The following is a 21423-nucleotide window of genomic DNA, read 5'->3' as shown; positions in this document are numbered from 1 at the left end:
TCAGACCTCCACGCCCCGCACCAGTTCCTCGATCAGCTTCATCTTGTCCGGGTCCGGCACCTTAATGTTGTCGGCGCTGCCGGCCAGCTCACGCTCCATGTAGTCATAGAGCTCGTATATGGTCCCGTTCTCGACGGAGAAGGAGAAGACATCGAAAATGCGGGGATGACAGGCAACGGTCGCGAGCCTCTCGGCGATCAGATCCTCGTAATAGGTGGCGACCAGGTTGTCCGGAAGCACGAATCGATAATGAATGAAGGAGGAAGCCCTGCCGGTGACCAGTTCGTAACGGTAGCTGGACAGGATCACGTCGGTCTCTGAAAATGCTGCGCCTATCGCTGCCAAAACGACCTTGAGGTCCTGTTCCGCGAGCCCTTGGGCGGCTAGTATCGCCGTCACCCTCTCGAAGTCACCCTGCCTAGGGTGGTGCACCCCCTCGTGGCTTTCCTGCCACTGGGAGAGGAGCTTGTTCAAGAGGGAAAAGCGGCCGGTGAGCGGTGCGATTCCGATCGCCGCGTTCAGAAGCTTCTGGTCTTTCGGCGCACGGTCGAGCGCTAACAGGGTGTACTTGGCAGACTCGTTCCACAGGCAGGACGTTTCGAGGGAGAAGGCGTAATACATGAGGCCCAGGTGGGACGGGGAAAGCTCGATAGCCTGGGCGTATTCGGCCGTCATCGCCTCGATGTTATGTTCGAGACAGGCAACCATGCCGAGGAGGGCATGCGCCGAGACCGGGTCCTTCTTGAGCAGGGAATGCGCCGCCTTCCGATACCGGGCAAGCTTCAGCCCTTGGGTGACGTCCCGACGGGTGAAGCCCCCCAGCTCGCGGAGCAACTGGGCAAAATCAGGCTGTTTCCAGAAGAGCATGTAGAACTCAGGAAAGCTCGGTGCCGCAGAAACGGCACGAGGTCTCGCGCCATTTGGAGAACTCGCGGCACTTCGGGCACTGGCGATAGTGCCCGTCTACCGGGCGCAGCGGGCGCTGGAAGAAGGTCACCATCACGGTGGGGGGAAAGCAGAAGTTAAGCAGGAACCACAGAAGGGGGTTTCTCCCCTTGGTGTAGGCGACCCAGGCACCGATAAGCCCGGGCAACAGGAAAAAGACGCCGATGTAGCCCCACTCCATGATCTCTTTAGGCATGTCTGCTCCGTATGGTGGCCGCCTTTCCGTACCGGCGGCGTCAGGTCTTTGGTTCGGTCCTGGTGATGGTGCTGCGCACGTCGAGACCGAGCAGCCTGGACGCTTCGTGCATCGCGTTCAGGTAACGCTCCTTGAAGTGCGGCAGAGTCTCGGCGGGGTCCTCTTCGTCATCCCAGGGAAGCTTGGTGCGGGCAAGCAGTATGAGGATCTCCTCAAGGGCATCCCTTTGCTCTCTCAGCTCACGGATCTCCTGCAGTGCCTCCTGCAACAACTCCGTCTCTGCGCTTTGACTTTCGATCGCCGACTGCAGCTTCTGTAGTATATCGGTCATGGATCGCTCCTCTTGAGTGGAGGCATCCTAGCAGCGTGCCGTATACGAGTCAACAGCCTTTATCTGCACACGGGGCTGCTGTTTTCACAGCTTAATGGGTCTTTCCACGCATAATAAGAGCGTTTCTTTTAATTGCCAAACCGCGATAAAGGTTCTATGCTCTCCCATCGCAGTCACCACTACACAGATAAAAGGACGATTACATGAACAGGTTCGCAACGTTACTCATCGGCTCCGCCCTCAGCTCGCTTGTCGCCGCCTATGGTTTCGCCGCCGAGTCCGCACCTGAAGCGGCAAAGCCCGCTGCAACACCTGCCGCTCCGGCCGCCGTCGCTCCTGCCGCTCCCGCAGCATCTGTCGATGCCCCCCTGGCAGCAATCAAAATCGGCTTCGTCGACATGAGCAAGATCGCAGAGGAAAGTGCAGAGGGAAAAGCCGCCACCAACGCGTTGAAGACGAAGTCCGAGAAGCTCCGTAAGAAGATCGAGGCTCAGCAGAAGCAGTTGGAGAAGCAGAAAGAGGCCATCCAGGCGAAGCTTCCGAGCATGACTCCGAAAGAGCGTGCCGCCAAAGGGAAGGAGTTCGAGAAAAAAGTCGACGAGTACCAGAAAACGGTGCGCGCCAGCGAGCTCGAGGTGAACAAACTGCAGGACAGGCTGACCAAGGAGGTCGGCGGGGTCATCAAGAAGGCGGCATCCGACTACGCCAAGGCGAACGGGTACCTTCTCGTTGCCGAGGAGAAAGCCGTGCTCTTCCTCGACGACAAGGTGAAACCGAAGGACCTCACTGACGAGATCATAGCCTTCATGGCTAAGTCCAAGTAACCCGCATTTCATACGAGAAACACGAGCCGTCCCACTTTACCAAAGGGGCGGCTCTTTTTTTGTCCCGCCTCCCTAGCGTTCTGCATCCCCCCCTTCAGTTTGCAAAAAATTAACAAATTCCAACAAACCTCCCCCATGCATGATAGAATCCCCCCTTGTTTGCGTCAGGAAGGAATTTCCACGACATAAAGGGGGGAAATCATGAACCTGCGTTGCCTCATGCCGCTCTGCCTTGCGGCCACCATCTGCTTCTGTCACGGCCGGGCAGAAGCAACTCTCGGTGAGCCGGCCGACACGATCGCAAAGGACAAAAAGGCGTTGGCGGCTGTGTCCCAAAAGTCATTCAGCAGCGCGCGTTTCCGGGTGCAGCAATTGGCATCCGGAACGACCAGGACCGCGATAAGGGAGTACGTGTCTCCCACCGGCGTCGTCTTCGCGGTGGCTTGGAACGGACTCGTTCACCCGGATCTCAAGGTGCTACTCGGCTCCTACCACGACGACTACCGAAAGGCGCTCTCGCGCCGGACTCGCAATCCTGGGCGCAGGGAGATGAAACTAGCGTCGAAACGGCTGGTCGTGGAGACGTGGGGACACATGCGCAATCTGCAAGGGCGGGCATACCTTCCGGCACTGCTCCCCGAAGGAGTGAAGATCGATGAGATACGTTAACCTATCGGCGTTGCTCACCATCTGTTACCTCTTCATCATGACCGGGTGCGGCGGCGGGGGTGGCGGTGGTTCGCACCCCTCCCTGACCTCAATCACGATCACGCCTGACGCCTCCACGCTCACCGTCGGCTCAACAACACAGCTCACCGCGACAGGCACCTATTCCGACGACAGCACCAGGAACATCACAAACGACGTTACCTGGAGTTCGTCTGCCGCAGGCACGGCGACGGTAAGCAACACGCAGGGGAGCAAGGGGGTGGTCACCGTCATCTCCCAAGGGGCGGTAACCATCACCGCGTCGCTTGGGGATGTTTCCGATTCCACCGCACTCACTACGATACCATCCGCCAATGCGGCAAACGTCATGAAGGTTACGGTGAACGGATCGCTCTGTGCCGCCGGAAGCTACATCAACAAGCCCTGCGTCAGCGTCACCATCTGCAACCCCGACCTCTCCGCATGTCAGACCGTGAACGACATCCTGCTCGACACAGGCAGCTTCGGTCTGCGCATTTTCCAGCAGGCCATCCCAACACTCACCCTGCCGCCGGTCGCAAGCGGCGAAGGAGCCCTCACCGGATGCGTAGAATTTGCTGACGGGAGCTCGCTTTGGGGACCGATCCGCAGGGCGATGGTGAAACTTGGCGACGAGCCGTACGTCTCAGTGCCGATCCAGGTAATCAACTCCAGCTTCGGGTCGCTCCCCCTCCCCTGCTCCAACGCTGACCCCACGCCGGTATCTTCCGGCTTCACCGGCATCCTCGGGGTCGGCCTCTTCAAGGAGGACAGCGGTCTCGACTGTGCCTTTACCGCCGCAAACGGGGTCTACTACAGCTGCATCGGGACATCCTGCACCGGCGCTGCGGTACCGCTCTCGGACCAGGTGCAAAACCCGGTGGCCGCCCTGTCCACTGACGGCAACGGTGTTATCGTCCAACTACCGTCGGTACCGCTTGGCGGCGCCTCCTCCATCGACGGTTCGCTCATCCTCGGGATCGGCACCAGGAGCAACAACACGCTCACCTCCCCGACCGTGCTGCGTACCGATTCCACCGGGGACGTGACCACAGTGATCGACAGCATCAGTTCCTTTGGTTTCTTCGATACCGGCTCCAATGCGCTGTTCTTCCCAAACCCGGACTCGTCGCTGCTGCCGGTCTGCCCCTCCCCGAACACGGACTGGTACTGCCCACCGGCAACCAGGACGCTTTCCGCGACCAACACCGCGGCGACCGGCTCACCCTCCTCTACCGTCAATTTCAGCATCTCCAGTCTTGAAACGCTGCTCAACACATCGAATAACGTTTTCGTCGACATCGGCGGTCCATCAAGTTTCGGCTTCGACTGGGGACTTCCATTCTTCATGGGCCGCAGCGTCGCCTTCGGCATCGAGAGCGAGACCTCGCCGCTCGGCATCGGCCCATATGTCGCATATTGAGAAATCTAGAAGCCGCCCTTCCCCCGAAAGGAGGGGCGGCTGGAAGATGAGGACCCAAGGCACACTGCCCCCCGTAGGCGAATGATTATTAGGGTCTGAGTCTCCGACAGTCTAAATGCGCGTTTGACCCTTCGAGCGCCTTCCGCTACTATGACTCCTTGTGATGTCATGTATTTGCCGTCAAGGAGGCGCTCCCCAAATGAAACCGCTCGTCCTTCTCTTTGCCCTGTTTGCAGCCTCGCTCTCCGTACCCTCTTTCGCCGCGGCGGCACCCGATACCAAACAGGAGTCCGCAGCCCGCCAGGAGCCGCAACAACATCCCTCCGCCGCAACCGCAGTGGTCACCAAGCACAAGGTGCGCATCGACGGTAGGGAGATCGCCTACGAGGCGAGTGCCGGCACACTCCCGGTGCAAAACGACGCGGGGGAAACCGAAGCGGAGATCTTCTACGTCTCGTACCGCGTCCCGCAGGCGAAAACGGCACCTCCACGCCCACTGCTCTTCATCTTCAACGGCGGCCCCGGCGCCGCGTCGGTGTGGCTGCACCTCGGCGCGCTCGGGCCGAAACGGGTGCAAATGCTTCCCGACGGCAACATGCCGGCCCCTCCATTCAAACTCACCGAAAACGCCTCAAGCTGGCTCGACCTCGGCGATCTCGTCTTCGTGGACCCGGTAGGAACCGGCTACAGCCGCGGCACCAAACCGGAGCTCACCAAGAAGTTCTCCGCGGTACAGCCGGACATCGACTCCCTGCAGCGCTTCATCAGGCTCTACCTGACCCGCAACCAGGCGTGGAGCGCACCGCTCTTCCTGGTCGGGGAAAGCTACGGCACCTTCCGCTGCGCCGGGCTCTCCGACCTGTTGGTCGAGCACGGCATAGCGCTAAACGGCGTCATCCTCATCTCCAGCATTCTGAACTTTCAGACCATCGCTTTCGACTACGGCAACGACCTCCCCTACCAGCTCATCCTCCCGAGCTACACGGCAACCGCCTTTTATCACAAAAAGCTCGCACCTGAGCTTATGGCTGACCTGGACCGGACCCTCGCGCAGGCGGAGCACTGGGCGTCGACGGATTACGCGCAGGCGCTGGAACGAGGCGACCGGCTTGACGCGGAAGGGAAAAAGAAGGTGGCGACGGAGTTCGCCAGGTTTACCGGACTGGATCCGGCATTCGTACTGAACCGAAACCTGCGTATCGACAACAGGGATTTCGCGCGGGAAATTTTGCGCAAAGAGGGACGGATGGTCGGGTTCATGGACAGCAGGCTCAACGCCGAGAACCCCGAACCGGCGAAATCTGCCGGTTTCGATGCGACGATCACCACGATCCGCCCACCCTTCACCGCGGCGATCAATACGTACCTGCGCGAGGAACTCGGCTACCAGTCGGATCAGGAGTATTTCACCCTGGGGGGCGGTATCGGGCGGTGGGATTGGGAGGCGAAGAACAGCTATGCCGATACGGCGGAAAACCTGCGCAACGCCATGGTGAAGAATCCGTACCTGAAGGTCTGGGTCGCCTCCGGCCTCTTCGACCTAGCCACGCCGCACTACGCAGCCGAGTACACCATGTCCCACCTGGGGATCGGCGAAAAATTGCGGGAGAACGTGACCATCAGGCGTTACCGCTCGGGACACATGATGTACCTAGAGGCGGAAGCGCTGGCGCAGCTCAAAAAGGACGCCGCGAAGTTCATCGGCTCGGCCGTGAAGCGCTAGAGCGCCTCTACTGCCAAAGCCCTGTAGGTTGCGCCGTTTCGATCCGGTCCTGCTCCTCACGCGGCAGGACCGAGAAGAAGTCGAGCCCGGTCCGTTTCTCGACCTCGCGCACCGGGACCAGATACTTGGGCATGTCCTCCGTTTCGAGCGGCTCGTTCGGCATGATGACGGCGATCGCCTCGTGCCGCTTCGGATCGAGAATGACCTTGTATAGCGCCTCTGGAACCGCCACCCGGTTGCGACCGATGGTCTTTCCGCCGGTAACCGGATAGATCGGGCCGCTGTAGATGAAAAGCTCGCCGCGCTTTTGGACCCACGCGCGCACCTTCCCTTCCAGCTCAGCCCAGATGCCCCGATTCATCCCCTCACCCGCCTGGGGCACCATGTTCGAGAGGTAGAAACTCTCGGACATGGCCTGCTCGTCCCACGCCATATCCGCCGCAGGCGCCATGTGCCCCCTGTCGTACCCCGAACCCTTGTAATCGGAAAGCTCGGCGCGACTCCCCCTCGGGAGATCGACGTCGGGCCGGAAGTTGTTTCCCCTTTTCAGCTTTGCAAGCAAGCGCTCACGCGTCATGCGCTCGGCGACCCAGACCGGGGTCTTCCTGCCGGCATCATGGCTCAACAGGTACCCCTTGCGGCACAGTAGATCACCGGAATGGCCGGGGACGCCGAAGGCCGCGTACTCGCCGCAGTCATCGAGGGCATCGCCAAAGGCAGCGCCGGCACTCAGAAAAACGATAAGGATGACGTTGAATAAACCGGTTCGAAGCATGGAAGGACCGCCTTGTATCCGCTCACGGCGGAGAATGCAGGCGGCAGTTTAACAGGAGGAACGCTACAGAAGCAACACCCTACAGCAGATCGCGTTCCGTCTCGACGTTGTTCATATAGAGCTTTTTGTTGATTTCCCGAACGTACTCAGGTTCCGTCTTGGAGAGCCCGCGCAATTCGGACAGGTAATCGAGGTACAACTTGAACAGGTAACAAAACAGTCCCAGTCCCAGACATGGGAGCACGCACCCAAGCACCAGAATGACCCCGGAATATCCCACGCCGACCTCCTTCGTTGTGATCTCAGGATCCAGCGTGGCAAATATATATTAGTCCAAATTAATGTCAAGAGTGCCGACCATTAATGTGGCGCATGACCTCCTGTTCTGGGCGGGTTCCCGGGCTGGCCGAGTATCTATGAAAAAAAATTAACAGCCCTCATTTACACAGGGACAAAATCATCTATCATAGCCATTGCCTTTAAATGCCAATCTCACTGCGAGGTGTCAATGACAATGCACGAGGATTTCCTGGGCAACCACAGCCACAGTCCCGCAGCGCAAGCGTTTCATCGTACCTCTATCTCCGGACAGGCCGCCGAGGTAAAAGCAAAGCTGATTCACAATGTCCGACGAAACTCCAAAAGGCACGGCGTTCTTACTTCCTCACACATCCTGACCGTCCTCGCCCAGGATCTACCCGCCGACTTTCATCGCCCGCTTCTGGAATCCATCTCACACGACCCGCTCTGCAGTGACATCCGCACGCTTTTGACCCCGTCCGGGCAGCTCTTCTTCTACTCGATCGCCCATATGAGCATCGAAGATGCCGCGACCAAGGGACAACTAGAGGAAGTAAAGTTCGCCATGGCGGAAAGGATCCGCCGAGATTCACGCATCGCCACGGCGCTCACGCCACTGAATGCCATGTTCGCGCAGTTCCCCGAGATCACTCCGGTGAAAGTCTGCTCCATGCTGAACGAGATGCAGACACAGGCGCACTACCGGGACATAAAGACGGTCTCTTCCACAAGCGGCGAACTTTACCTATACTGCGACGTGCATGTAACGGACAAATACGCGACGATGCTGGCTAGATCCGCAGTCAGCGACGCCTGCCAGACCATAGTCGATACGGTACGGGAAGAGTCACGCCTCTACCCGAGACCGACGAAAGTCTCCGCCTTCACAAGTCAGGTCTACGACATCCCTCCAACGACGCTCCAGCCATGCATCGTACGGGTGCTCAATGCGACTGAATTCGCAGACATAAGAAAGCTGGTGCACCCGGAGACCGAGGCTGAATACCTGTATTCGAACCTGCACATGACTGAGGAGCAGGCGGTCGCCCTTATGAAGTGGCTCGAGGAAGGACGACAACCTTCGACATGAAACCCTCGGGCACTAAAGCGCAAGAGCGACGACCTCGGCGATGTCCTTCACCTGAGTCGTGCTTCCTGCGACTTCCTTGATGCCGTCCTCGAACATGGTCATGCAAAACGGACAACTGACACAGACGATAGCCGGGCTTTGCGCCAGCGCTTCCCCAACCCTGTTTCGGTTGATCGGCGTCCCCTCGTGCTCTTCGAGCCACATTCTACCGCCACCTGCGCCGCAGCAGAAGGCGTTCTCGCGGCTGCGCTCCATCTCCACCACCTCCGCTCCGGTGCTTTCCCGCAGCACCTCACGCGGCGCCTCGTACACGTCGTTGTGACGCCCGAGATAGCATGAGTCGTGGAAGACCACCTTCCCGAGATCGACGGCCTGCGATAAGTTGAGCCTTCCACACTGTATGAGGTCCCTGATCAGCTCGCTGTGGTGCATCACCTCCAGCACAATCCCGTACTGACGATAGTCGTTCTTGAGCGTGGTGAAACAGTGCGGACATTGGGTGATGATCTTCACGACCCCCTTTTCCCGGAACTGCTGGACGTTCTCCCGCGCCATCATGTCGAAGAGGTATTCGTTGCCGAGGCGCCGCACGCTGTCACCACAGCATTTTTCCTCCCTACCAAGCACTCCGTAGGAGACGCCCGCCGCGTCGAGCACCCGGGTGAGTGCGACGCTCACCTGCTTGTTGCGCGCATCGAAGGCCCCTGAGCAACCGACATAGAGAAGATACTCCGTCTTTCCCGCTTCGAACGGGTGCAACTCCAGCTGCGAACTCCACTTGCCCCGCTCCGAAGGGGCCATCCCCCAAGGGTTCGAACGCTGCTCCATGTTCTCGAAGAGGTTGAGCAATTCCTCCGGAAACCGCGCCTCCATCTGCACAAGGTGACGCCGCATCTTTACGATCTTCGGCAGGTGCTCGATGAAGACCGGACACGCCTCCATGCAAGCGCCGCAAGACGTGCAACTCCAGAGGGCGGCTTCGCTCGTCGCATCCTTGCCCTTCGCCCCGATGAGCGAGACGCAGCGCTCGGCTTCTGCATCGCCCGCAAGTTTCTCCATAACGGCGCCGTTTCGCAGCAGGTTCTCCTTGATGGCATGGATCACCTCACGCGGGTTCAGCGCCTTGCCGGTCGCCGCCGCTGGACATGACTGCTGGCAGCGCCCGCACTCGGTGCAGGAGAAGGAGTCGAGCAGGTCCTTCCAGGAAAGCCGGTCCACGGTGGCGGCGCCAAAACTGCCGTTATCGCTGAACTCCTCGCGCTCCTGGGTGTTGCTCTTCCCCATGGTGCGCAAGAAGACGTTCGGTATGGCGGTAAGTATGTGCATGTGCTTGCTGTACGGCAGGAAGTTCATGAAGCCGAGCAGCACCACGGCGTGGATCCACCAGAATAGCCGCCCGGCGAGATCATGCTTGGCGGCCAGGGGCGAGATCCTGAGCAGGTGCGCGGCGAGGTTGGATACGGGTGTTGCCGCGGACGTCGCAAGTGCCCCCTGCGCGATGCGCACGCCGTTCAGGCCGAAATAAGCGAGCATCAGGGACGCGATCATCGAAAGGATAAGGTACGCCTCGAAGGTCCTGGCACCTTCAAAGGGCGGGTTCACGGTGCGGCGCACCGCGGCCAGGGACACCGCGACCAACGCGGCGAGCGAGCAGACGTCGAACAGAAACAGCAGGGCGGTATGGAACGGCGCGGGGAAGAGGTCGAAGGAGAGCGAGGGAACAACGCCGGAAACGAGAAACTCCAAGTTGGCCGCAGCGAGAACCAGGAAGGCCCAGAAGATGACGCCGTGGTTCACGCCGAAGGGGCGGCTCACCACTCGTTTCTGTCCCACGGCGTAGATGAGCATCTCCTTGAAGCGGGCGACCGGCCGGTCGAAGCGGTTGTCACTGGCGCCGACGGCGACCAGCGCCAGGCGGCGATAACAGCTCACCGCGAAAGCGGCAAGGGAAAGAGTCAAAAAGGAGATGAATAGAGTCTGTTCCATGGGTGCTCCGTTAAAGTTGCAGGAAGAATTTGGAAGATGCTGCCTTTGCCCCCTCCCCTAGCGGGAGGTTCATACGGAAATTCCGGGGATCGCGAAAAAGGAAACGACCTCGACCTCAGCATGTACGTCGCCGAGAGGCTGCGGTTGCCCACGACGCGCCGCAGCTGACCTCGCGTTCCCCCCTTTGCGAAGGGGGGAGCGTGCTGCCGTGCTCACTGCTTTGAGACTAGCGCACATGCTTCCCCGGCATTTCCTTTCATGTCCCTAATCCCGGCGGTGAGTGCCGGCACCACTTCGAAGAGGTCGCCGACGATGCCGAAGGTCGCCACCTCGAAGATGGGCGCTTCGGCGTCGCGGTTGATGGCGATGATGACGTCTGAGTCCTGCATCCCGACCAGGTGTTGGATGGCGCCCGAGATGCCGCAGGCTATGTAGATCTTCGGACGCACCGTCTTCCCGGTCTGTCCAACCTGTCGGTCTTGCGGGAGCCAACCTGCGTCGACAGCGCTGCGCGAGCCCCCCACCACACCACCCAGTTCATCGGCAAGTTCCTCGAGCATGGCGAAGTTCTCCTTGGCCATGAGGCCGCGGCCGCCGGAGACGATGAATTCCGCTCCCGCCACGTCCACCCTCTCCTTGCCCCCCTTTTCTGTTATGACCTCGAGTACGCGCGTGAAGATCGACGCCTCCGATACGGGACAGCTCTCCTTGATGATGGTTCCGGTGGCGCCTGCGCGCTGCGCTGGCATGGACATCACGTGCGGACGGACCGTCGCCATCTGAGGACGGAATCGGTCGCACATGATGGTGGCCATGATGTTGCCGCCGAAGGCCGGGCGGGTCTGCATCAGGTTCCCTTTCTGATCGATGCCAAGACCGGTGCAGTCGGCGGTGAGCCCGGTCTTCACCCGTGTCGCCACGGCGCCTGCGAGATCACGTCCCATCCCGGTCGCCCCCATCAGCACAACCTCGGGCTTATGCTTGCCGATGAGGTAGCACATCGCCTCGAGGAAGGGCTCGGTGCGGTACTGGCGGAACACGGGATCGTTGATGAGATAGGCTTGGTCGGCCCCGTAGCTGAAAGCGAGGTCGGCAAGAGGCTGGATGCCGCTGCCGATGATCACCGCCGAGAGCGGGACGCCGAGCTTATCTGCGAGTTCTCGCCCGACGCCGGTGAGTTCCCAGGAGACCTTGGCCGCTTCGCCGTCGTTTTGTTCGATGAAGACCCAGACTCCCTTGTAGGCCGAGATCCTGCGCCGGCGCTCGAGTTCCTCCTCGTCCACCTCTTCGCCGCCGTGTTTCTCGAAGCTCGCGATGATGGCCAGCTCTTCCGGGGTGTAGAACATCTCCAGTGCGCCTGCCGGGCACGCCTTAACGCACTTCACGCAGCCGATGCATTTGTCGGCAGAGATGATCGGTTCGCCCTGTTCGCTCATATCTACGCCATTAACCGGGCAAACACTCTGGCAGCGTGCGCCGCAGGCGATGCACTTGCCGCTTATCACCCGCGCCTTGCCGCGCGGTTTTTTTAACTTTTGGGGTTCAGTCATGGGTTCGCCCTGTTTGTTTTAGTGCCAGTCCGACTGGTCCGACTGGTCCGACCTAGAAGCGAGCGGCCTGTCGTCACACCGCCAGCATATCCCCCTCGATCAGCCGCTCGAGCAGCAGGCGGGCGGCTCCCGCGGGGTCGTTCATGCCGTCACCGACGATTTCCCCCTCTTTCCTCTCAGGAGAGAAGATCCGGCTTACCCAGGTGGGGGAGCCCTTGAGTCCGACGCTGTTCACATCGAGCTGCAACTGCTCGTTGCTCCAAACCTCTACTTCGGCCTTAGCTGAAGCAAGCCGCATGGGGACGGTCGGGTAACGCGGGCGATTCAATTCCCGCACCACGGTGATCATCGCCGGCAGTCGCGCTTCCACGATCTCGTAGCGCCCCTCCAGCTTCCGCCTTACCGTGATCGTCCTCTCCACCAGATCTATCTTCTCGATCCGATCGACAAGGGTCAGCTGGGAAAAGCCAAGGCGCACTGCGATACCGGGGCCGACCTGGGCGGTGTCACCGTCGATGGTCTGCTTGCCGCAAAAAACGATCCCCACTTCTTCATCTTCACGGAGCTTGTCGATGGCAGCGGAAAGCACGTTGCTGGTGGACAAGGTATCCGCACCGCCGAAGACCCGGTCGGAGAGAAGGATGCTCCGGTCGGCTCCGAGTGCGAGCGCCTTTCTGAGTGTGGCTTCCGCGTTGGGCGGCCCCATGGAAAGCGCCACCGCCTTGAAGCCATGGCTGTCCTTGAGGCGCAGACTCTCCTCCAGGGCGTGACCGTCATAGGGGTTGATGATGAACGGAATCCCGTCTCTCACCAGCGTGTTGGTCACCGGATCGATCTGTACCTGCGTCGTATCGGGAACCTGCTTGATACAGGCGACGACTATCATACGCCCTCCATTATTGGCATAGCATCGGGTTGAGCATTGTACTTACCGCTTTACAACTGTATCAACATATCAAATTACCAACTTATACCCAAGTATCACCAATCACCCCATACTTCCCATACTTGCCAAGGCATATACGCCTTGAGGATGGTAAGCGGGAACGGCGCCAAGATACATCAGTGTATTGTTGCCCCGGATCGAGAAACCTTTGCGTGCGAGCAGCGAGGCTGCCGCAACATTGCCGGCTGGAACATCCAGAAAGATAGGCTCGGCGGTACTACACAGAGCGAGTTCAAAAAGAACTGCCGCCTGCTCATCTCCGAGCGCACCCCACGGTCCCACTTGCATCCCCCCCTCCCAATGCTGCGTGCAAAGAAAGGAGGAGTCCCCACAGAACACCCGCCCCCTGCTGCTGGTTACCTGGAGCAAGGCTTCGCGCCGGTCACCCCAGCCGTAAGCATCCACCTTCCCGATGACACTCCGGTCAATGGGAGCTGCGGAAAAGGGTGTGCGCACGACACCCCCCTCCCCCACCCAGCGGTTGATGCTATCGATGGTCACGAAACCGAGCTTGCGGTAAAGATCCACACCTTTCGCCGAGGCGGTAAGCCACACCGTTTTCACACCCGCATGAAGCAGCGCGTCGATAGCGCCGTGCATCAGCTCCACCCCTATGCCGCGCCTGCGGTGTTGCGGGGCAACGAGCAGGTTGCCGATCCAGCCGCTTTCCGCGTGGCGCAACGAGGTTACATAACCAAGAACCTCGCTTCCGTCCCGCTTCACCAGACACCCCTGCGGGAAGCTCTGCAGCAGGAACTTCAGTTCCCATTCGCCGCAGATCCACCCCTCGGCGGTAGCCAAAGCGATAAAAGGGGCTATATCCTCGTTGCGAAAAGGTGTTGTCATGGTCAGAGGGGCGCCGTGGCAAGCTGCAGGTTCTCGCCGATGAGCCCGACCGCGTCGGCCCGGCACTGCTTGCAGTGTTTGAACTGCCCGATCGTTTTCTCGTTGTCGCGGCGCAAGGCATCGAGCCTTTCCACCGAAGGGGCTTCGATGTGGGCGAAGTCGGCCTGCGGTATGAGGGGCATGATGTTCATCACGAAGGCGCCGAGTTCCTTGACCTTTTTTGAGATGAGCGGTATCTGCTCGTCATTTATTCCAGGGATGAGCACCGTGTTGATCTTTATGGTCATCCCGAGTTCGGCCGCCAGCCTGATCCCCTCCAACTGGTTCCTCACCAGGATCTCGCCACCTTCTTCGCCTGTGTAGGTGGTGCCGTTGTAATGCACATGAGAGTAGATCCTGCCCCCCACCTTGGGATCGAGGGTATTGAGCGTTACGGTGAGGCTGTGCAGCCCAAGCGCATGCAGAACCGGCATCTTATCAGGCAACAGCAGACCGTTGGTGCTCATGCACTTGATGAGGTGCGGGAATTCCTGGTCCACGAGCTGGAAGGTCCGGAAGGTTTCATCGTTGAAAAGCGGATCACCCGGACCGGCTATGCCGATCACCTTGATGATCGGGCCGGTGATGGGGCTCGCCATCACCTCGCGCACTCTGACGATCGCCTCTTCGGGGGAAAGCAACCGGCTGGTCACGCCGGGGCGCGATTCATTGGCGCAGTCGTGCCGCCTGGTGCAGTAACCGCACTTGATGTTGCATTTTGGAGCCACGGCGAGATGCATCCGGCCGTTTTTGTGGTGGTTGCCGCCAAAGCAGGGATGCCCCTGGATCTTCTCCATCTTTTTGCACGCCGTTGCCATGATATCCTCCTTGATCCTCGCTCCAGGCTGGCCCTGAAAACGAAAGATGCCCGGTCGGATAATGTTCTCCGCCGGGCATCGTTGCCGTCAATGTGAGATACCTCTTTGTATCTGTTGATCCTCGTTTAGCATTTAGCGTGCCAGCTTCCGGACTGAACACGTCTACACAACCTCACGACACGGCGGCCAAGCCGGTTCATAGTGCCCTCAACGCCTCCGCATCCATTGCGGCAAAAGGGTTTAGGGGCTTTTGTCCTTCATAGCCACCACAGCACCTGATTGCGACTGACAGCGCCAGTCGTAAATGGGCGGTTGCAACGTCGGCTGCAGGCTGTGATGCCTATCAGGTACCCATGAGACTATTTTTTGTGCACGCGGGCGCGGCATGACCGTCTTGAACTCGCGTCGAAAGGAAGCTCAATCAGTTGCTTCGCGCGCTTCTGTCACGGCAAGAGCGATTTCGAGACAGCCGGAGTGGATATTGCAGCGGAACCTGCATGACCGTCCATTCCTTCCATAGCGAGTTAGTGTCCAGGGCACGCGGGGCCTTCATTGGTCTTGCGGTCGGTGACGCGCTCGGGGCTCCGGTGGAATTCATGACACGTGGCGAGATAAAGGGGAAGTACGGTGTCTTAAGAGAAATGGTGGGAGGCGGATGGCTTAGGCTCAAACCGGGACAAGTGACCGACGACACGGAGATGTCGCTCTGCCTCGCACGAGCCATCAACAGTGCCGGAGGTTGGAGCCTAAGGGATGCCGCCGACAACCTCGCCGCTTGGCTTAGGTCCAAGCCGATAGACGTCGGAGACACCTGCCGCCGCGGCATTCGGAACTACATGCTGCATGGCACGACCGAGACCCCGCCGAACGAATGGGACGGAGGCAACGGCGCCGCTATGCGAACCCTTCCCGTCGCCCTCTTTACCGTTGGCGACGCCACCCTTCTCGAGACCTGCACCATCGACCATGCCCATCTGACCCATAACCATCCTCTCTCCGACGCGGCCACCCTTTACCTCGGCCGCTTGCTGCATCTGGCCCTTACCGGCCGTTCCATGCAGCGCATGAGACGCGAAGCTGCCGACCTGGTTTCCCTCTACCCGAATTTCAATTTCGAGCCGTACAAAGGGCTTGCCTCAGGCTACGTGGTCGACACTATGCAGACCGTCTTCCACTGCTTCTTCAGATCGCGTTCTTTCGAAGGATGTGTGACGGAAACGGTAAACCAGGGAGGAGACGCCGACACGACTGGCGCCATAGCCGGCGCACTAGCCGGTGCTTACTACGGCGAGGAAGCGATCCCGGCACGGTGGAAGAAGAAGCTTTCCAAGGGACTTGCGAGCGAAATCATGGAGCTGTCCGAGCAGCTGGTGCAGCTTTCGTCGCTATTCCGAACTTCTTAACCGCTCTTCTGAACTTCCTAACCGCTCTTCAGAACTTCCTAACCGCTCTTCAGAACTTCCGAACCGCTCTTCCAAACTTCAGAACTGCTCTCCATAACTTCCGCACTGCTCTCCCAAACTTCGGAACTGCTATGCCGAACTTCCGAACCGCTCTCCCGAACTTCTGAACTGCTCTTCCGAACTTCTGAACCGCTCTCCCGAACGTCTGAACTGCTCTTCCGAACTTCTGAACTGCTCTTCCGAACTTCTGAACTGCTCTTCCGAACTTCTGAACTGCTCTTTCGAACTTCTGAACTGCTCTTTCGAACTTCTGAACTGCTCTCCCGAACTTCAGAACGGCTCTCCCGAACTTCAGAACGGCTCTCCCGAACTTCAGAACGGCTCTCTCGAACTTCAGAACGGCTCTCCCAAACTTCGGAACCGCTCACCCCAATTTCTGCATCACGATTGAGAAGTTATGGCTGTACTTCAGACACCTACACGGTACACATGAGCCGTTTGACCCGGAACTCCCCGCCGACTACGAGGCACTCTCCCTCACCTTTCAAGATGGAATTGGGCAGAAGCTCACTGAAAAAGAAGATCTTGGCGAGTGGGACCCGGACCTCCCAAACGATGAAGCCGAATTCCCACGCCCGTTCCTCGTCGGTCGTGAACGAATTCAGGTTGTTGAGGCGCACGATCTCTTCTCGCTTCGAGACGGTCTCGAGTTTGTCGTGTTCGGAGCGCTCGAAGGTTCCGCGGTACAGGGTGAGGTGCTTGCGGTCGGGATAGCGCTTGGCGAGTTCGTACTGGCAGTATTCGTAGAGCAGGTCCAGCTGAGAATTGATGGCAGAAGTGCGTGCACTCCCCTTGGTGCGGTCGATGGCGTACTGCAGGTAATTTTGGTCGTGGATACCGGCGATGCGCACGTTGTGGAAGGTAGGCGCAAGCCCCATCCGGCTCTCCACCCATCCTTTCAGCACGGCCCCCTCCACCGAGTTGGAATCCATCATCCACCCCCGGAGAAAGCGGAGGTAGCTGTTCTTGAGACTCTTTCGCGCAACAGCGGTTTCCTGCTGCCATTGATGCAACTGGAATTTCACCGACATGTAGTCGTTGAAGACTGACGCGCGCTCTTCGGCGGAATCTATGCCGTCGAGCTTGTCGAAGAGGAAACGGTTCACCGCGCGCACCCCCTGGATCTCGAGGGTTTGCGGGTGGTCGTTGAAGTGGCGGGAAGCGATGACCCACGGGGGAAGGTTGCAGTGGTTGAATGAATTCTCCATTGAATCGCCACTAGTGTTACGGATTAAGGTTGAGGATGAGATCGTGGGGCCGACACGGCTTGCCGAGTTTCCAGCAAGTACGGGCTTTCTACAGTACTTTGGCAAGATCCTTCAAGACAGGCTCTATCTCGCCTTCTATCACGTACGGCTCGACGCCGAGGCGCTCTAACTCACCCTTCGGGGCTTCACCAATCATGGAACAGACCACGGCGCGGCATCCTTTGAGGGCGTCGGCGGTGTCCTTCAGCGTGTGAGCCCTGAGCGGGTGCTCCGGGTCGAAGCGGCAGTACTTCTCGACCGGACGCTCCTCTACGAAACTCACCGTATCGTCCTCCACGCGGTAGATCAGGAAGCGCTCAACATGCCCGAAGTGCTGGTTGATTTCCTTGCCATCTCTGGACGCGACTGCAAAAAGCATGGGTACCTCCTAAAGACTGGTTAGGTTTGGGGCACACGCGAGAAGGGGACAGGCACCTGCGGAGCCAGTCCCCTTACCCTTACGCCACCACCGGCTCGAAGGTGAAACACTTCTTCGAGCAGGTTCTGCCGCACGCCTGGCAGCCGATACAGTTGCCGGGATTCTCGACTTTCATGAACATCTTGGCCGAATCGTCCTCATCAACCTCTTCGAAGTTGAGCACGTCATGGGCGCAGACCTTGAAACAGCGACCGCAGCCGATGCAAGTCTCTTCGTCGATTGCGGTGATGAACTGCGGGGTCCACTCCTTCTTGTTCTTGGTCAAACCGGTGATGTAAGCCATGATAAATCTCCTTTTTTCGGTATATTGACTGCTGATTATCGATTCATTGCTTGAACTTTTAATACTCCTGCAAGGGCGCCATGACTTCTTCCCCTTCCCCCCCCAGGGGGAGGAGTTGGCTACTCTTCGTCGAGGAAAGAAGTCGCGAGGTCCTTGTTCATCGCCTTACGCAACCAGGGCGGCGGGTTTCCCCTAAGCACCTCTTGCATCCGTTCGATCGATTCCTTGAGCCCAACCTCCACGTTGGTCTTCATGGGATGGATGCGTTTAGCGACGAGCTTGGCCGCAGCCGGTCCTCCGATCTGCATGGTATAGACGATGGCGCAGTCGGTGAGGAGATTCGCCCTCGCGGCGATGCGGTCCTCCTCGTCGCTGCCGCTTTCGCCGACGGTGAGGGTCTGAACGTAGTGCGCTTCGTCCGGCCCAACTTCCCACACGTGGAACGAATCAGCCTGCCCGAAATGCATGTCGATGGATTCACCGGTTTTACTCGTAAAAGCGATCTTCATAGCGGTCTCCTTTGAAGGCGATACAGGATTTTGCATCTGCCGACACCCTCCCCCTCCCCCTCCCCCTCTCCCATCTGAGGACCGGAGCCCTACGGTGGTCGAAGGCCCGTGGGAGAGGGGACTGTTTTAGTTGTGCGCCAGCTTCTGCGCTTCTTTCGCATTTGCCTGGAAGATGTTGGCAAGCTCGAAGATGAGGTTCAGCGTTCCCTGGTAACCGACCCACATCTTGTGATGCGAGCCGAGCCGATCGAACACCGGCATCCCGGTCCTCAGGTGCGCCCCTATACCCAGTTTCTTCGCGGCCTGCCTGCCATTCGAGTTCGCGACCAGAAGGTCTGCGCCGGCCGCACTCTTTTCCAGATCCTCCAGATCTCCCACGAAGAGATTCTCCACTGGCAACTGGTCCAGCCCACGCGTCCTCGTCGCGGCGATGGCCACCTGGATGTCGCAGCCAAGGCTCGCCAGGAAAGAGGTCATCCCCTTCAGGTGGTCGGCCTCCAGCGCCAGAGCGATCTTCTTCTGACCGAACTGGTAATGGCAGTCGACCATGGCGTCCATGAGACGGCTCCGCCAGCGCCTGAGCCTCTCGGGAACGGGGCGCCCGGAAACCTTGGCAAGCGTCGCCATCAGGAGGTCGGACTCGACGAGGCCCGTAATCGAGGTGAAGCCGTAACTCGGGATGCCATACTTGTCCTTCAGAACTGCGGCGGCATCGGCCAGCGAATCTCCAAAATAGAGCGTCGCTTGGCTTCTGCCCGCAGCCTTGATCCGTTCGACGGCGATCCCACCTACGGATAGGGCCGAGACCGTCGCGTCGATGTGTCCGTCAAGCGCGTTGGAGATGTCGGGAACGACGATAGGGTCGAGCCCGAAAGCCCGGCACAACTCTGCGATTTCCTCCACTTCCGCCGGTGTCAGATGACACCCGGGCAGAATACTTACCTGTCCAGGTACAGGGATATCCCCTTCCGGGATGGTGGCGAGGATCGCCTCGACCGCGGCGGCGTATCCCTCCTGCATCGAGCCGCAGTAGTCAGGCGTGGAGGCGTGGATCACCGGGATGTTATCGTGCTCTGGATGCGCCTCGCGGAACTTCACGATCGCGCTTCTCACGTCATCCCCCATGGTCTCGGTGAGACCGGTGGTCATCACGCCGACCACCTCAGGCTTGAACTTCTCCATGACGCGGTTCAGCCCCAGCTTCAGATTCTCCCACCCACCGAAGATGGCGGCCTCCTCGCTCATGCTGGTCGAGTTGAGCGCGATGGACTCCTTGAAGTGACGCGAGAGCTGCAGCCTTATGAAGGTTGAGCATCCCTGGGCGCCGTGCAAAAGACCCAGCATGCCGTCGATGCCCAGGTAGGCAAGTGTCGCGCCGAGGGCCGGAGAGTTCTTCTGCGGGTTCACCGTCGCGTGCTTCGTCGGGACCTTCACGCGGGAAGCTTTCATGTCGAGGCCGGCAAGACGCGCTGCGTGTCCCGCGGCAAACGCGAGATCCGCTTCAAGCGAGGCGGCATCCTTCTCCCAGGGTGCCTTCAAGTTCAGCGCGGACCAGATCGGGTTGTTCACGGTCAGGTCGAGCTGCTTTGCAAAGGTGACCATGCCTGAATAACCGGCGTATGGGTGGCTGCGACCGTGGTTGATGTCCAGAAACGGCGTCTTAGTCTTGAGGGCCAGGTACTTGGTCTTCCCTCCGGCCACGATCAGGTCGGGAAGCTTGTCGTACATGACGGATAAAAGCCCCGCCGTGCTGGTGTCCGCGATGATGGAGGCGTCTTCGTGCATGAGCGCCTTCATCCGGTAGAAGTCCTCAAGCGTGGAGTTCTGCGTTCCGGCCGCGAGGATGTCGACACCAAGTTCGGCCAGCGCGTTAACCATGGACCAGGTCTTAACGCCGCCGGTGAAGAGAACCGCCCTCTTCCCGACGAGCCGCTCGCGGTATGGCGCCAATTCAGCGCGGCAGGCCTCCTCGCATTCGGCGATAAGCGCCTCGACCCGCTCCTGCATGACCCGCTTCTCCAGGCCGTTCACCTGGTCGTCCAGTTCGCGGGCGATGTCGCGCAGCGCCTTCGCCACGTCGGTCATGCCGTAAAAGGATTCTTCCAGGTACGGGATGCCGTAATTCTTCTGCATCTTCTTGGCTAGGTTGGTGAGGCTCTTCGAACATACGATGACGTTCAGCTTCGCACGGTGTGCGTAGCGCAGGTCCTCGAACTTGGCGTCCCCGCTGATGCAGGAAAGGACACGGATGCCGAGCCGCTCGAAGAGCGGCAGCATGCCCCAGAGATCTCCGGCTATGTTGTACTCGCCGATCAGGTTTATGTCGTAGTCGGTGGTGTATTCGGGCTCAGCCGTGCCGATCACGTATTTGAAGAGTGTCTCGCCCGCGAGGCGGTTGCCGATGTTCTTGTCGCCGATGAAACCGGGGGTGTTCACCGGGATCACCGGTACGCTCACCTTGTCGCGGGCCGCCTTGCAGACCGCCTCGATGTCATCGCCGGTCATGGAGGTAACGCAGGTAGCGTAGACGAAGATCGCCTTCGCCTCGGGGTAGCGCGCCGCGAGTTCCTGGATGGCGCGATAGAGCTTCTTCTCGCCGCCGAAGATCACGTCATTTTGCAGCATCTCTGTGGTGAAGCCGCGGCGGTAGATCTGAGAGTCGGAGGAACGCGCGCCGCGGTTGTCCCAGGAGTTTCCGGCGCAGGCGATGGGGCCGTGCACCAGGTGAATGACATCAGTTATGGGCATGAGGACGACGCGCGCACCGTCGTAGGCGCAGCTGCGCTCGGTCCCTTCGCCCGGTTCGGATTTCTTGCAGAACTTGGGAGCCCCGGCGTCGTGTGTCTCGCAATCTGTCGTGTCGTACCAATCCGGCTTCGCCATTGGAGCCTCCTTTATGTGTGCGGTTTGAGATGTGCGGGGTGGTTGTGGTGCAACCAAGGCAAATCCCCCCTGTCCCCCCTTCGCCAAGGCTACGGGGGGCAGGCTCCCCCTTCGCAAAGG

At 59.5% G+C, this 21423-nt stretch carries 22 protein-coding genes; 7 read left to right on the top strand and 15 right to left on the bottom strand.

Annotated elements, in window-relative coordinates; all coding sequences use genetic code 11:
• The 3 genes from E8L22_RS11330 to E8L22_RS11320 are packed head-to-tail and all read right to left on the bottom strand — an operon-like array spanning position 1 to position 1472.
• Positions 1–867: a hypothetical protein gene (locus E8L22_RS11330; RefSeq protein ID WP_136525285.1), complete on the bottom strand. Its 867-nt coding sequence runs from the start codon at positions 865–867 to the stop codon at positions 1–3.
• Positions 868–874: 7 nt separating this feature from the next.
• Positions 875–1141 (bottom strand): hypothetical protein, encoded by a 267-nt coding sequence (locus tag E8L22_RS11325; RefSeq protein WP_129125518.1) that lies wholly within the window; start codon positions 1139–1141, stop codon positions 875–877.
• 40 nt (positions 1142–1181) lie between these two features.
• A complete protein-coding gene (locus E8L22_RS11320) occupies positions 1182–1472 on the bottom strand; it encodes a hypothetical protein (RefSeq protein WP_136525284.1) in 291 nt (96 codons plus the stop codon).
• Positions 1473–1675: 203 nt separating this feature from the next.
• On the opposite strand from E8L22_RS11320, the gene E8L22_RS11315 reads away from it, so the two are divergent.
• The 4 genes from E8L22_RS11315 (at position 1676) to E8L22_RS11300 (ending at position 6129) form a co-directional block, all read left to right on the top strand.
• Positions 1676–2296, top strand: coding sequence for an OmpH family outer membrane protein (locus tag E8L22_RS11315; protein WP_136525283.1), 621 nt, complete (start codon positions 1676–1678; stop codon positions 2294–2296).
• A 201-nt stretch (positions 2297–2497) separates the two neighbouring features.
• The gene (locus E8L22_RS11310; RefSeq protein ID WP_136525282.1) at positions 2498–2965 is read left to right on the top strand and encodes a DUF2844 domain-containing protein; all 468 of its coding nucleotides are present in this window, start codon (positions 2498–2500) and stop codon (positions 2963–2965) included.
• Positions 2952–4406, top strand: coding sequence for a DUF3443 family protein (locus E8L22_RS11305; protein ID WP_136525281.1), 1455 nt, complete (start codon positions 2952–2954; stop codon positions 4404–4406). The genes E8L22_RS11310 and E8L22_RS11305 overlap by 14 nt, the downstream gene beginning before the upstream one ends.
• A gap of 199 nt (positions 4407–4605) precedes the next feature.
• A complete protein-coding gene (locus E8L22_RS11300; RefSeq protein WP_136525280.1) occupies positions 4606–6129 on the top strand; it encodes a S10 family peptidase in 1524 nt (507 codons plus the stop codon).
• Positions 6130–6136: 7 nt separating this feature from the next.
• Here E8L22_RS11300 and E8L22_RS11295 read toward each other — a convergent pair whose 3' ends face one another.
• Together E8L22_RS11295 and E8L22_RS11290 are read right to left on the bottom strand one after the other, a co-directional pair.
• Positions 6137–6904 carry a DNA/RNA non-specific endonuclease gene (locus E8L22_RS11295; protein ID WP_136525279.1) on the bottom strand — a complete coding sequence of 256 codons (768 nt, stop codon included), beginning with the start codon at positions 6902–6904 and terminating at the stop codon, positions 6137–6139.
• A 79-nt stretch (positions 6905–6983) separates the two neighbouring features.
• Complete coding sequence (locus E8L22_RS11290; protein WP_136525278.1) at positions 6984–7184, bottom strand: hypothetical protein; 201 nt, start codon at positions 7182–7184, stop codon at positions 6984–6986.
• A gap of 228 nt (positions 7185–7412) precedes the next feature.
• Here E8L22_RS11290 and E8L22_RS11285 point away from each other — a divergent pair, with 228 nt between their 5' ends.
• On the top strand, positions 7413–8294 hold the full coding sequence (locus tag E8L22_RS11285; protein WP_136525277.1) for a hypothetical protein: 882 nt from the start codon (positions 7413–7415) through the stop codon (positions 8292–8294).
• Positions 8295–8306: 12 nt separating this feature from the next.
• On the opposite strand, the gene E8L22_RS11280 is transcribed toward E8L22_RS11285, so the two are convergent.
• From E8L22_RS11280 to E8L22_RS11260, 5 genes are all read right to left on the bottom strand, one after another.
• On the bottom strand, positions 8307–10280 hold the full coding sequence (locus tag E8L22_RS11280; protein ID WP_136525276.1) for a (Fe-S)-binding protein: 1974 nt from the start codon (positions 10278–10280) through the stop codon (positions 8307–8309).
• Between the two features lie 212 nt (positions 10281–10492).
• Positions 10493–11830, bottom strand: a complete 1338-nt coding sequence (locus E8L22_RS11275) for an electron transfer flavoprotein subunit alpha (RefSeq protein WP_136525275.1) — start codon at positions 11828–11830, stop codon at positions 10493–10495.
• 73 nt (positions 11831–11903) lie between these two features.
• The gene (locus E8L22_RS11270; protein WP_136525274.1) at positions 11904–12716 is read right to left on the bottom strand and encodes an electron transfer flavoprotein subunit beta/FixA family protein; all 813 of its coding nucleotides are present in this window, start codon (positions 12714–12716) and stop codon (positions 11904–11906) included.
• A gap of 102 nt (positions 12717–12818) precedes the next feature.
• A complete protein-coding gene (locus tag E8L22_RS11265; RefSeq protein WP_136525273.1) occupies positions 12819–13622 on the bottom strand; it encodes a GNAT family N-acetyltransferase in 804 nt (267 codons plus the stop codon).
• 2 nt (positions 13623–13624) lie between these two features.
• Entirely contained in the window at positions 13625–14479 is an 855-nt protein-coding gene (locus E8L22_RS11260) for a radical SAM protein (RefSeq protein ID WP_136525272.1), read from the bottom strand.
• Between the two features lie 497 nt (positions 14480–14976).
• On the opposite strand from E8L22_RS11260, the gene draG reads away from it, so the two are divergent.
• Together draG and E8L22_RS22010 are read left to right on the top strand one after the other, a co-directional pair.
• On the top strand, positions 14977–15882 hold the full coding sequence (draG, locus tag E8L22_RS11255; protein WP_136525271.1) for an ADP-ribosyl-[dinitrogen reductase] hydrolase: 906 nt from the start codon (positions 14977–14979) through the stop codon (positions 15880–15882).
• A gap of 163 nt (positions 15883–16045) precedes the next feature.
• Positions 16046–16333, top strand: a complete 288-nt coding sequence (locus E8L22_RS22010) for a hypothetical protein (RefSeq protein ID WP_136526093.1) — start codon at positions 16046–16048, stop codon at positions 16331–16333.
• A gap of 25 nt (positions 16334–16358) precedes the next feature.
• Here the strand turns inward: E8L22_RS22010 and E8L22_RS11245 are convergent, their stop codons facing one another.
• The 5 genes from E8L22_RS11245 to E8L22_RS11225 form a co-directional block, all read right to left on the bottom strand.
• Positions 16359–17150 carry an NAD(+)--dinitrogen-reductase ADP-D-ribosyltransferase gene (locus E8L22_RS11245; RefSeq protein WP_136525270.1) on the bottom strand — a complete coding sequence of 264 codons (792 nt, stop codon included), beginning with the start codon at positions 17148–17150 and terminating at the stop codon, positions 16359–16361.
• An 88-nt stretch (positions 17151–17238) separates the two neighbouring features.
• Complete coding sequence (locus E8L22_RS11240; RefSeq protein ID WP_136525269.1) at positions 17239–17568, bottom strand: NifB/NifX family molybdenum-iron cluster-binding protein; 330 nt, start codon at positions 17566–17568, stop codon at positions 17239–17241.
• A 79-nt stretch (positions 17569–17647) separates the two neighbouring features.
• The gene (fdxB, locus tag E8L22_RS11235; protein WP_136525268.1) at positions 17648–17911 is read right to left on the bottom strand and encodes a ferredoxin III, nif-specific; all 264 of its coding nucleotides are present in this window, start codon (positions 17909–17911) and stop codon (positions 17648–17650) included.
• Positions 17912–18030: 119 nt separating this feature from the next.
• A complete protein-coding gene (gene nifX, locus E8L22_RS11230; RefSeq protein ID WP_136525267.1) occupies positions 18031–18420 on the bottom strand; it encodes a nitrogen fixation protein NifX in 390 nt (129 codons plus the stop codon).
• Positions 18421–18546: 126 nt separating this feature from the next.
• Positions 18547–21303 (bottom strand): bifunctional nitrogenase iron-molybdenum cofactor biosynthesis protein NifEN, encoded by a 2757-nt coding sequence (locus E8L22_RS11225; RefSeq protein ID WP_136525266.1) that lies wholly within the window; start codon positions 21301–21303, stop codon positions 18547–18549.
• Positions 21304–21423: the final 120 nt, after the last annotated feature.

It is taken from the genome of Geomonas ferrireducens, assembly GCF_004917065.1.
GTDB classification, from domain to species: Bacteria; Desulfobacterota; Desulfuromonadia; order Geobacterales; family Geobacteraceae; genus Geomonas; species Geomonas ferrireducens.
The sequence above is the reverse complement of the archived record's forward strand: the minus strand, read 5'-3'. Positions and strand labels throughout refer to the sequence as shown.